The organism is Aromatoleum evansii, assembly GCF_012910805.1.
In the GTDB taxonomy this organism is placed as follows: Bacteria; Pseudomonadota; Gammaproteobacteria; order Burkholderiales; family Rhodocyclaceae; genus Aromatoleum; species Aromatoleum evansii.
In genome coordinates this window covers 25477-38646 of sequence record NZ_WTVK01000051.1, presented here as the reverse complement: position 1 = coordinate 38646, position 13170 = coordinate 25477, and the positions used below count along the sequence as shown (strand labels likewise).

5 protein-coding genes are annotated in these 13170 nt (G+C 69.7%); all 5 read left to right on the top strand.

Translation table 11 applies throughout. The features are described from left to right. The first annotated feature begins 261 nt into the window (after positions 1 to 261). Positions 262 to 4305, top strand: a complete 4044-nt coding sequence (locus tag GO615_RS21275) for an EAL domain-containing protein (RefSeq protein ID WP_169131811.1) — start codon at positions 262 to 264, stop codon at positions 4303 to 4305. A 53-nt stretch (positions 4306 to 4358) separates the two neighbouring features. Further along, entirely contained in the window at positions 4359 to 5309 is a 951-nt protein-coding gene (locus GO615_RS21270; RefSeq protein WP_169131809.1) for a chitosanase, read from the top strand. A 205-nt stretch (positions 5310 to 5514) separates the two neighbouring features. Then, positions 5515 to 6309 carry a caspase family protein gene (locus GO615_RS21265; RefSeq protein ID WP_169131807.1) on the top strand — a complete coding sequence of 265 codons (795 nt, stop codon included), beginning with the start codon at positions 5515 to 5517 and terminating at the stop codon, positions 6307 to 6309. Positions 6310 to 6370: 61 nt separating this feature from the next. Next, on the top strand, positions 6371 to 12214 hold the full coding sequence (locus tag GO615_RS21260) for a CHAT domain-containing protein (protein WP_246262396.1): 5844 nt from the start codon (positions 6371 to 6373) through the stop codon (positions 12212 to 12214). A gap of 333 nt (positions 12215 to 12547) precedes the next feature. After that, positions 12548 to 13117, top strand: a complete 570-nt coding sequence (locus GO615_RS21255) for a carbonic anhydrase (RefSeq protein WP_169131805.1) — start codon at positions 12548 to 12550, stop codon at positions 13115 to 13117. The last annotated feature ends 53 nt before the right edge of the window (positions 13118 to 13170 follow it).

Sequence of the window (13170 nt, the reverse complement as noted above, 5' to 3'; positions counted from 1 at the left end):
CCGTATTTCTGACCGCCCGCCCGCCCGCGCTGCAATCGCCCGCCGGCGAATTCGCGCGCGCCCTGCTGCGCCGCATCGTGGAGCGCACCGTCGACAACGCAGGGCTGACGCGCTGATTGCCGCTCGCTGCGAGGCGGCAGCCATCTCCGCCCCGCGTTTCGTGAGAAATTGAGTGCCCCGCCGTCATTTCGGCATCTCCCTGTCACCGTAATAAGTTAGATTTGCCGGGTTCGGTCATTCCCCCAGCGAATCAGGTGGCGTGTGAAAGCTCCGCAGCTCAACCGGGTCGTGCTCATCGCGTACGCCGCAGTGATCGGGCTGGCGGGATTCGGCTTCTACGAGTTGTGGTCCTTCCGCGTCGCCGCGGCGCTGCGTCTTTCGGGGGAGAGCCTGCAGGCGATGAGCGGCGCGCTCGATGCCACGGCGAAGTCCGCAACCGACCACGTCGCGATCCTGCGGGTGGAGGCGGAGCGCGCGATGCGCGACGAGGTCGTCCATGCACGCAGCCCGCTGCGCAAGGCCTTCGCGACATTCCCCGAGCCCGGCCTGTTCGCCACGACGCGCGTTCCAGAGGATGTACCGCCCGGCCTCGGTGCATACGTCTTCGGTCGCGGCGACCCCGCAGCCCTCCCCGCACCGATGGAGCGCGAGATCGAAGTCGCGCTGCACCTGATCCCGGTGTTCCAGCGCGTGCGCGAGAACGTCCCCCAGGCGGCCTGGGTGTATTACACGTCGCGCGCGGGCTTCGTCAGCGTCTACCCGCTGGATGCACAATGGAAGTACCTGTGGTGGCGCGACGAGATGCTCACCCACCCTGTCGTCACACGGGCCGCACCCGAGAACAATCCGGAGCGGGCGCTGAAGTGGAGCGAGGCTTACGTCGACGAAGCCGGCAAGGGCATCATGAGTTCGGTGACCGCACCGGTCTACGATTCCGCCGGCCACTTCCGCGCCATCGTCGCGCTCGACATCACACTCGACACACTGAACGGCTACCTCGCCGGCCCCGGGATGGAGATCGGCCGGATTTTCGTCGCCAACGAACAGGGCCAGCTGATCGCCGACCCCGAGGTGGTGAAACCGGGGGATTCGGAGGTCCGCCTCGTCGAACGCACGCTTCCACGCGAGCTGTCGGGCAGCTTGCCGGATCTCGTCGATGGCGCGCAGTCGGGCTACAGGGAGCATGAGGGCTGGCTGCTGGCGGGCGTACGCCTGAACAGCGCGCCATGGACGGTGTATCACGTGGTGGATCGCTCGACCCTGGGCCGGACCACGCTGCTGCACATGCACGTCGAGATCATTGCGCTGCTGCTGATCGTGCTGGCCGGCGTGCTGCTCGAGCAGCGCCGCCGCGCGGCGCACCGGCTGCGGCTGTTCAAGGTGGCGGTCGATGCGAGCACCTCGGGCATCGTCATTACCGACCGCTCGGCGGCAATCGAATATACGAACCCGGCGTTCACGCGCATCACCGGCTACCCCGCGGACGAGGCGGCCGGGCGGACGCCGGCATTGTTCCGCTCCGGCAAGACGCCGCGCGAGGTGTATGCGGATCTGTGGAACGTGATCCTGCGGGGCGACAGCTGGCAGGGCGAGTTGCTCAACCGGCGCAAGGACGGCGAGCTGTACTGGAGCGACCTGCGCATCGCGCCCATCCTCTCCCCCGGCGGCGAACCCCATCAGTTCGTCGGCGTGATGAACGACGTCTCCGGGCAGAAGGAGGCGATGCAGGCGCTGGTCGACAGCGAGACGTACAACAAGACCCTGTTCGAGCATTCGCACATCGCGCAGGTGATCCTCGACCCCGGCACGCGCCGCTTCATCGACTGCAACGACGCCGCGGCGGCCCTGTGCGGCTACCCTGACCGGCGCAGCATGATCGGCCGCTCCCCGCTCAACCTCGCCGCGCCGGTGCAGCCGGACGGGCGCCCGTCGGGCGAGGCCGGCAACGAGCAGCTCGCGCGCTGCCTGGACACGCGCGTGAGCGTGTTCGAGTGGCGCAACCGCCGCCCGGACGGCGAGGAGTGGGACGCCGAGATCCGCTGCATGAGCTTCCGCCACGGCGACCGAACGCTGCTGCAGCTCAGCATGCAGGACATCACCGAACGCAAGCGCTTCGAGACCCGCATGAAACAGGCGATGGTGGTGTTCAACGCGTCGAACCAGGGAATCATGACCACCGACGCGAACGCGAAGATCACGGCAATCAATCCGGCCTTCACCGCGATCACCGGTTACGCCGCCGACGAGGTTCTGGGACGCCGGCCGTCGCTGCTCTCTTCCGGGCGCCACGACGCGACCTTTTACGCGAACATGTGGGATTCGCTGACCCACAAGGGCCTGTGGGAATCCGAGATCTGGAACCGGCGCAAGAACGGCGATATCTACCCGCAGTGGCAGACGATCTCCGCGATCTATGACGACCGCGGCAAGATCGCGGGATTCATCTCGCTGTTCAACGACATCACCCAGCGCAAGCAGCAGGAAGAAGCGATCTGGCGCCAGGCCAACTTCGACCCGCTCACCGGCCTCGCCAACCGCAGCCTGCTGCAGGACCGCCTCGACCAGGCGATGACGCACGCGCGGCGCTACCGCACCCGGGTGGGCCTGCTGTTCCTCGACCTGGACGGTTTCAAGTGGATCAACGACACGCTGGGGCATGACACCGGCGACGAACTGCTGGTCGAAGTCGCGCGCCGCCTGACCTTCTGCGTGCGCGAGCAGGACACCGTGGCGCGCTTCGGCGGCGACGAGTTCACGATCGTCGTGCATGACCTCGCCGAGCCCGAGGACCTGAACGCGATCGCCGAGAAGATCGTCAGCGTGCTGCGCGATCCGTTCTCGCTGGGCGGCATGCAGCACCGCATGTCGGGCAGCGTCGGCATCACCGTTTACCCGGACGACGGCGACGACGTGCAGACGCTGTTCCGCAACGCCGACATCGCGATGTACAAGTCCAAGCAGGCCGGCAAGAACCGCTTCCAGTTCTACGCCCGCGAGATGCAGAGCGACGCGCTGGCGCGACTGAAGCTCGAGGCGGACCTGCGCACGGCGCTCGAGCAGCAGGCCTTCTCGCTGCACTACCAGCCCATCGTCGATGCCGACAGCGGCGAACTGGTCGGCGCCGAGGCGCTGATCCGCTGGACCCACCCCGAGCGCGGCGCGGTGTCGCCGCTGGAGTTCATCCCCGTGGCCGAGGACAGCGGCCTCATCATCGGCATCGGCGAATGGGCGCTGCGCGAGGCCGCGCGCCAGTCCCGGGCGTGGCGCGAACAGGGGCACGGGACGCTGCGGCTGGCGGTGAACATGTCCGGCGTGCAGTTCCGCGAAGCCGGCCTGCCGGACCTGGTCGCCGGCGTGCTGAACGAGTTCGGCATGGACCGCGGCAGCCTCATGGTCGAGATCACCGAATCGGTGCTGATGGGCGGCAGCGAATCGATGGAGGCGCGCATGCGCGACATCAAGGCGCTGGGCATCGGCTACGCGCTGGACGACTTCGGCACCGGCTTCTCGTCGCTGTCCTATCTCAAGCGCTTCCCCGTCGACATCGTCAAGATCGACCGCAGCTTCATCAACGACTGCCCGGACGACCGCAACGACGCGCATCTCGTCGAGGCGATCATCAACATGGCGCACAGCCTCGGGCTGCACGTCACCGCGGAAGGCGTCGAGACCGTGGAACAGGTGAGCTTCCTGCGCGAGCTCGGCTGCGACTTCCTGCAGGGCTACCTCATCGGCAAGCCGCTGCCGGCGGAGGCGTTCGAGGCGATGCTGCAGAAGCACTTCCTGCTGGCCTCGGTCGACGACCTCGGCCCGGAAGAGTCGCGCCTGCTCACCGCGCTGCGGCGCGACGACCTCGACATCGACGCATGGCTGCGCCGGCTGCTCGGCGAACGCTCGCCCGACCTGGCCGCGTTCCTGGAACGGGAAGAATGGAGGCGGCACGGACTGGACCTGAAGCAGGCCATCGAGGCCCACCTCAACTGGCGCAAGCGGCTCAACGCCTACGTCAGCGGGCGATCCAGCGCCGACGCGCTGGACGATGCCGAAGCCAGCTCGACGAGCCTGTGCGAGCTGGGCCGCTGGATAGACCGCAACGACGCCCTGCCCACCGATCGCCTTGCGCACCTGACACGCATGCACAGGGACTTCCACAAGCTGGCGGGCCAGATCGTGGCCGACTATAACCATGGCTATCAGGCCTCGGCACGCCGCGCGCTCGCCGGCCTGAAGTTCCGCACGGCATCGCGCGACCTGGTGATCGCGCTGATCGATTGTTTCGACGACCGGAGCAGCCCGGACGCCTGAGCACCATCCCCATCCCTTACCCGCGAGTTTCCCCGACGACAGGAGTCGAGTCCATGCTGACAGCCACGCAGAAGAAGACCGCCGAGAGCATCGTCAATCTTTTCGAGACCGGCCAGGTGCTGGGGGACTACGGCATGGTCACGATCATCCGCGGCGACACCGGCCACCTCACCTACGGTCGCTCGCAGACGACGCTCGGCTCGGGCAACCTCGCCAAGCTGCTGCGCCAATACTGCTCCGCGCCCGGCGCCGAATTCGCCCCGCTGCTCGAGCGCTACCTGCCGCGCTTCGATGCCGTCGACCTTGCGCTGGACAGCGACGGCGCGCTGCACAACATCCTGCGCGCCGGCGCCGACGACGCGGTGATGCGCGACGTGCAGGACGCCTTCTTCGACGAGCACTACTGGCAGCCGGCGATGCGCGCGGCCGCCCGCGAAGGCATCGCGTCGCCGCTCGGCTGCGCCGTGGTGTATGACAGCTTCGTGCATGGCGCGTGGAAGGCGATGCGCGACCGCTGCAATGCCGCGCATGGCAGCGTCGCCGCCGCAGGCGAACGGAAGTGGGTCGCCGGCTACGTGGCGACGCGGCGCGCCTGGCTCGGCGGTCACGCGCGCGCCGACCTGCGCCCCACCGTTTATCGCATGGATGCCTTCCAGCGCCTGATCGACCAGGGCTACTGGAACCTCGAGCTGCCGCTGGTCGTGCGCAACGCCGAGATCTCGCCGGCGACGCTGGCCGCCCTGCCGCCGGGCTGCTTCGACGGCCCCGCCCCGGGTTCGCGCCCGCTCGCGGTCGGCTCGCCGATCATGCGCGGGCTCGACGTGCGCCGCCTGCAACTGGGCCTGTCGCTGCGCGGCGTCGACATCAAGGCCGACGGCCTCTTCGGCCAGACCAGCGCGCGCTGCATCAAGGCTTGGCAGGCGAAGAACGGCCTGCCCGCGACCGGCGTCGCCGACATCGCGCAGGTCGCGCGCCTGTGCTCGTTCGATGACGTTACGCTTTGACAAGGTCGAGGTTTGACAAAGGGGTAAGCGGGCTCTACACAGATAATTAAACAGAATAAATGCGCGGCGCCGCCCCGTTCCGGGAGCTGCAGCCCACACACCCCGACAGCAAGGTTGCGCCCGATTCCGCCCGCATCGCCCCGGCATGCGGGCGACAGGGGCCGCCGCGGGAGGCGGGGATGCTCCACATCCGAAGGAGAATCTCATGGCAAGGCGCGCACTCTGCATCGGCATCAACAACTACCCCGGCACCGACAGCGACCTCTCCGGCTGCGTCAATGACGCCAGCGACTGGGCGGCCGCCCTCACCGAACGCGGCTTCACGGTGAACAAGCTGCTCGATTCCGCGGCGACCAAGGCGGCGATGGTGCAGGCCATCGACAGCCTCGTCACCGGCGCGCTGAAGGGCGACACGATCGTGCTCACCTATTCCGGCCACGGCACCTGGCTGCCCGACACCGACGGCGACGAGCCCGATGCCCGCGACGAGGCCTTGTGCCCGTGGGACATCGACAGCGGCAACGTGCTGCTCGACGACGAACTGCACGACCTCTTCAGCCGGCGTGCCGGCGGCGTGCGCATCGTGCTGATCTCCGACAGCTGCCATTCCGGCACCGTCACGCGCGGCGACGAGAGCGATCTCGACCCTGGCATGCCGCGCGCCCGCTTCCTGCCCCCGTCGGTGTGGATGAAGCGCGAAGCCCTGCCCGCGGACACGGTGCGCCCGACGCGGCTGTCCGGCGGCTTCACGCGCGCCGGCGGCGATCTGCTGCTCGCGGGCTGCCTCGACACCCAGTTCAGCTGGGACACGAGCTTCAACGGCCGCCCCAATGGCGCCTTCACCTTCTATGCGCTGAAGACACTGAAGAACCTGCCTGCGACGGCGACCTACGAGCACTGGTTCAAGGAAATCCGCAACTACCTGCCCTCCACCCGCCTGCCGCAGGATCCGCAGATCTTCGGCACACGCACTGCACGCCGCTTCAAGGTCTTCGCGTGACGCCCGCGCGCCGGCCTTGCCCTTCCGGCGCGCCCCCTACCCACCGCCGCAGGAGGTCCGGATGCCGGCACCGCGCAAACCGAGTGAACTCGTCTTCCACCTGCCGGGGATGCGGCGCGAGGCGGATGCCCTGCCCGCCGCGCTGAGGGCCGGCACGCGCGCGGCCGATGCCGCGGCCCCCGATCCCTTCCTCGACGGCGTCGTCGCGGTCCAGGCCGCCTATGCGCTGACCGCGCCCGGCCGCGACGCGGCTGCAACGACCGGCGCGCGCTTGCGCGAAGACAGCCTCCTGGCGCTCGAAACCGGCGACGGCACCACCGTCTTCATCCGCGCCGACAAGCTCAGGGAAGACCTCGCCCGCGTGCGCCCGGACGCCGTGCGCGCCGACGGCTCGATCGACTTCACCGCCCTGCGCGACCCGGCCGCGGCCGCGCGCGGCATTCCCGACTGGCTGTGGTCGGGCGTATCGGTGCTCACGCTGGGGCACGACGCGATCGCCGACGCCGCGCGCGACAAGGCGCTGGAATGGCTGCAGGACTGGCTGGGCGAGCGCGCGGAGGATCTCGCCTCCGCCGGCGCGTCGTGGCTGGGGACCAAGGCGCTGATGTGGGCGATCGAGAGCCGCCTCGCGGGCGAACCGGGACTCTACCAGTGGCGCGACGGCGACGGCCTCGGGAGTTCGGACCGCTGCGCCGCCAACGACCCGCGCCTCGCCGCGATCGGCGACGCGCCGACGCTGCTCTTCATCCACGGCACCGCCTCGCACACGCTGGGGAGCTTCAAGGATCTGCGCGCCGGCAGCGCCGCCGCCGACTGGGAACCGCTCGCCCGCCGCTTCGGCGAACGCATCTTCGGCTTCGAGCATCGCACCTTCTCGGAAAGCCCGATCGACAACGCGCTGCAACTCGCCCGCACGCTGCCCGCCGGCGCCCGTCTGTCCGTCGTCACGCATTCGCGCGGCGGTCTCGTCGGCGACCTGCTGTGCCTCGCGGGCCTGAGCGACGACGCCATCGCCGCCTATCGCCACGCCCCACCGCCCAACGCGAGCGAATCCGAGCGCGAAAAGCGCCTGCGCGACCTGCTCACCGCCCGCGAGCAGGACACGCTGCGCACGCTGCGCCAGGAGCTCGCGGACAAGAACTTCCGCATCGAACGCTACGTGCGCGTCGCCTGCCCGGCGCGCGGCACGACGCTGCTCTCCGACAACCTCGATCTGTTCCTGTCCGGACTCCTGAGCCTCACCACCCGGCTCGTCGGCGCCGTGACCGGCCCCGCCGGCGGCGCGGTGCTGTCCGCATTCAAGCGCGTCGTGCTGGAGATTGCCGACAAGCGTGTCGATGCGCGTCTCGTCCCCGGCATCGAGGCGATGCTCACCGACGCGCCGATGGGCACGCTGCTCGCCAACGCGCAACGCAAGCAGGGCATCGCAATGGCCGTCATCAGCGGCGACATCCAGGAAACCAGCATCCTGAAACGCCTCGGCGTGATGTTCACCGACTGGATGCTGTTCGACCGCCACGACAACGACCTCGTCGTCGACACCGACTCGATGTACGCGGGACTGGCGATGCGCAACGAGGCGCGCTACCTCTTCGACCAGGGCGCCTCGGTCAATCACTTCAGCTACTTCGCCAACCGCCACACCCGCACGGCGCTGCGCGACTGGCTCACGAGCAGCGACCCGGCCGCCCTGCCCACGTTCAGCGCCATCGCGCGCCGCCGCGAACCCGGCGCCGCCGAGGCGCGCGAACGCGCCGCCAGCCGGGCGGCCCTGCGCGAGGCGCCGCGCCCGGACAGCCGCCCGGTGGTGATCTTCCTGCCGGGCATCATGGGTTCGCACCTCGAGCTGCGCAAGGAAGGGCGCAAACCCGGCGACGGCGACCGCGTGTGGTTCGACTTCCTCGACCTCGCCACCGGCGGCCTCGCCAAGATCGCGATGGACAAGGCCGACGTGCGCGAGGAAGCGCTCTTCGACATGTTCTACGGCGACCTCGCCGAGCATCTGGAGGCGACGCACCGGGTCATCCGCTTCCCCTACGACTGGCGCCGGCCCATCCATGCCCCGGGCGGTGCCGCCGAGCGTCTCGCCCGCACGCTGGAACAGGCGCTCAAGACGCACCCCAACCAGCCCGTTCGCCTGCTCGCGCACAGCATGGGCGGCCTCGTGACCCGCACGATGATCGCGCAGCGCCCCGGCCTGTGGGCGGAAGTCGTGCGCCGCCCCGGCGGGCGGCTGGTGATGCTGGGGACGCCCAACAATGGCTCGCACCTCATGGTCGAGACCCTGCTGGGCAAGTCCGGCACCATGCGCCAGCTCGCGCGCATGGACCTCGGCCACGGCATGCAGGGCGTGCTCGACATCGTCGCGGGCTTTCCGGGCGCGATGCAGCTGCTGCCGCGCCCCGGCTTCATCGACGCCGGGCCGACGCTGCACGAGGACTGGCTGCGCGCCCTCATCTGGCCGGCCGCGGCCAAGGCCAACCGCGACCGCTGGTTCGGCGACGGCATCGGCGGACAACCGAGCGCCGCCACGCTCACGGCCGCGCGCGGATTGTGGGAAGGACCGCTGCCGACGAACGACGCGCCGCAGCCTGTCGAGCGCGTGAGCTACGTCTTCGGCCAGGCCGAGAACACCCCCTGCGGCAGCACGCTGGAAGGCGGCCAGATCAAGCTGATCGGCACCCCGCAGGGCGACGGCTCGGTGAGCTGGGCCTCCGGCCGGCTCGCGAACCTGCCCGCCGAACAATACTGGTACATGCCGGTCGACCACGGCGCGCTGACCGGCACCGAGGAATACTTCCCCGCCGTCGCGGACCTGCTGCAGACCGGCACCACGAGCCGCCTCGGCCGCCTGCCCGCGACGCGCGGCGCCGCTGCCCCGACCGCGACTTACGACGCCCCGCCACCCGTGCTGCCGACCGAGGAGGAACTCGCCTGCAGCCTCGTCGGCACGCGACCGCGACGGCGCCGTCCCGTCGCCGCGATCCACCCGCTGCAGGTGTCCGTCAGCGCGATGGACCTGCGCTTCGCGCGCCAGCCCATCCTGTGCGGCCACTACCTCGGCGACGCGATCGCCGGCGCCGAGGCTGCGATCAACGACGCGCTGGTCGACGGCGCCCTGCGCCAGCGCGAGCGGCTCGGCGTGTATGCGGGCGAAATCGGCTCGGCGGCCGTCGTGCTGCAGGCACGCAGCCGCGAAGACCGCCTGCGCGGTACCGGGCGCGGCGCCGTGATCGTCGGCCTCGGGCGCTTCGGCGAGCTGTCCGCCGCCGACATCGTCGAGACCGTGCGTGCCGGTGTCCTGCGCTACCTGCTCCACTCGCACGACCGCCAGGGCACCGAGGGCCACGGCGAGGACGAGGGGGCGAGCGAGCTCACGCTCGCGAGCCTGCTGATCGGCTACAACTCCACCGCCCACATCAGCGTCGACGACTCCATCGAATCCATCGTGCGCGGCGTGCTCGCCGCCAACCACCAGTTCGCCGATGCGATGCCGCTGACGCGGCTGCGGGTCGCACGTCTCGAACTGATCGAACTCTTCATGGATACCGCGATCAGTGCCGCACGCGCGGTGCGCCAGCTGCCCGAGCGCATGGCCGGCGACCTGCGCCGCCTGGAGTCGCGCATCGAGGTCGCCGAACAGCTCAACGAGGGCGAAGGCGCCCGGCCGCGCCTGTCGGTGTTCGCGCCCTTCGGCTACTGGCCGCGCATGCTCGTCACCGCGGACGACGGCCCCGCGGACGGCAGTGGGCAGGCTGCGGCGGGCGGCAGTCGCGCGATCGCCGCACGCCTGAAATACGTCTTCCTGTCCGAACGCGCACGCGCCGAAAGCGTCCTGCACCAGCGCCAGCCCGGCCTCATCGAGGCGCTGGTGCGCAACGCGATCACCCAGGATCACTACAACGCCGACCTGTCGCGCACGCTGTTCCAGCTGATGGTGCCGCTGGACTTCAAGGCCGCAGCGCGCGAGGCGGAACAACTCGTCCTGGTCGTCGACGGCTACACCGCGAACCTGCCCTGGGAGATGCTGCAGGCCGACGAGCAGCCGATGGCGCTCAACACGGCGATCGTGCGCCAGTTCGCCTCCGGGCGCTTCCGCCGCAACCCGCTCAGCATCACGCGCAAGCTCGCGTGCGTGATCGCCAACCCCTCCACCCACGGCTATTACGCCCAGTTCGGCGATCCGTCGCGAACGCTGCCCGCACCACCGGACGACCATCTGCCCGACCTGCCCGGTGCGGCCGCCGAAGGCGCGGCGATCCGCGACCTGCTCGGAGAATGCGGCTACGAGCTCAGCTACGGCGAAGGCCTCGAGGCGCTCGACGTGTTCGCACGCCTCTTCCGCCAGCCGTGCAAGGTGCTCGTCGTCGCCGCCCACGGCGTGTTCGAGGCCACGGCGCGCGACGGCACGCAGCGCACCGGGGTCGTCCTGTCCGACGGCATGCTGCTCACCGCCGCCGAGGTGTCGCAGCTCGAAGTCGTGCCCGAACTCGTGTTCCTCAACTGCTGCCACCTCGGCGCGATGACGGCGGCGCCCGAGACGGCGAACCGCCTCGCCTACAGCATCGCATGCGAACTGATCGAGATCGGCGTGCGCTGCGTCGTCGCGGCCGGCTGGCAGGTGAATGACGAGGCCGCCCGCCTCTTCGCGACGAGCTTCTTCGAGAGCTTCGTGCGTGACGGCAAACCGTTCGGCCAGGCCGTCTTCGCCGCCCGCAAGAGCGCCTGGGAGCAGTTCCCGCAGTACAACACCTGGGGCGCCTACCAGGCTTACGGCGATCCGCACTACATGCTGGAAGCCCCCGCCGACGACGGCACGGCGCGCGTCCCCACCAACATCGTCTCGCCGGTCGACCTCGCCGACGCCCTCGCCCGCGTGCGCGTCGACCTGTCGCACCGCGCACGCGGCGTGGCCGAAGTCGCACGCCACATCGCGGCCATCCTCGCGCACGTCCCGGCCGCCTGGAAGGATCTGCCCGAAGTGCAGGCCGCCATCGGTGCGATCTATGCGGAACTCGGCAGCGAAGGCTTCGAACGCGCCTGTGCCGCCTATCGCATCGCGCTCGCCGGCGAGGACCGCAGCGGCCGCGTGCCCGTGCGCGTCGTCGAACAGCTCGCCAACCTCGAGGCACGCATGGGCGAGGCGCAGGGCGACGCCGCCCTGATCGAATCGGCCGTCGCGCGCCTAGAGAACCTCATCGCCTTGGCGAAACCCATGCCTGCCGGCACGATCCTGCCACCCAACGCCGAACGCTGCGCCCTGCTTGGCAGCGCCCTCAAGCGCGAAGCGGCCGTGCTCGCGGCGAAGGGCGGCGACTGGCCGACCGTACGCGCGCTGCTCGCGCGGGCCCGCGAGGCCTACTTCGGCGCCGAAGGCACGCCGGGCGATGCGGGTTTCGATCCCTACCTGATGATCAACCGGCTGCAGCTCGACTGGCTGCTCCTCGAAGCCGACGACGCCGCCGCGCGCAAGCGCGGCATGGATCAGGCGGCCATGTGTGCGCAGGCTGCGCGCGCGCTGTTCTCGCACAGCGGCGACTTCTTCGATGCGGTGAAGCCGGCCGACGCCGAACTCGCAGCGCGGCTGCTCGCAGGCGTGAATGCCGACGACGGGCCGGCACTCGTCCGCATCTATGAAGAGGCGATCGACAGCGTGCCGCGCAGCGCGCGCAAGTTCGACTCCGTCGTGAAGCAGATCTGCCTGCTCGCTCGCCTGGCCGCCCTGCGCGGCCACCCCGGCGATGCGATGCACGCCCGCGTGCTGGGGGAACTGGCGCGCAGCCTCGGCCAGCAGGATTGCCCCGGGCTCCTGCTGCCGGCCGTGACGCCTCCGCCGACAGCGCCAACCACGGCCGCCGGCGCGCCGCGCACGCGCGCGCGCTCGCGTCGCGCCAAACCCTCGTAAGCCGATCGTCGCCCGCTGCAGCCGACCGGGCGATCGGCGGGATTCGCGCTTGCATGGCCCCGCAGCCGCCGAGGCTCACCGTGCGCCGCGGTGGCGGGATGCGCTGCGCTCCTCCCCCGCCCTGCGGGAGGGCGTGCGACGGCCTCGCCCTCGCCATCGCCCCACGAGACACGCTCCGTGATTTGCCAACCACCTGAAACAAGCCTTTTGCGTCAATGAATTGGCGATATTCCCCAGCGCACATTAAATATGGTTAATGCATAACTCGAGAATGCGCCGAGGTATAACATTCCGTCCGCCTCCATCCGAACTCCATCAAAAGAACATCGAACAATGGACACTCACGACCACTGCAACTGCAGGCACGCCGCGGGCGAAGATCACTCCGGCGCCCGTCGCAATTTCCTCACGCGCGCCACGCTCGCCGCCGGCGTCGCCCTGCTCGGCACGCTCGCACAGAACCGCCCCGCACGGGCCGGGGGCCATACCGACATCCTGCTGCTCACCTGCATGGACTTCCGCCTCATGGACAGCGTCGAGCAATACATGGCGGGCCGCGGCCTCACGCACAAGTACGACCACATCGTGCTCGCCGGCGCCTCGCTCGGCGCACTGACCGACAAGTATCCGGCCTGGAACCGCACCTTCTGGGATCACCTCGCCGTCGCGATCCAGCTCCATGACGTGAAGAAGGTCGTGGTCATGGACCATCGCGACTGCGGCGCCTACAAGGCGATCCTCGGCGAGGACCTGGCGCCGGATCCCCTGCGCGAAGCCGACGTGCATCGCGACCATCTGGATCGCCTCGCCGCCGCCATCAAGGACAAGCACCCCGGCCTGCAGGTCGAGACACTGCTGATGGCACTCGACGGATCGGTCGAGACGCTCGGCAACTACGCCTGACCAGCCCCGCGGAGCCGCGCTGCGGCTCCCCCTCCTCCTTCGGCGCCGACGAT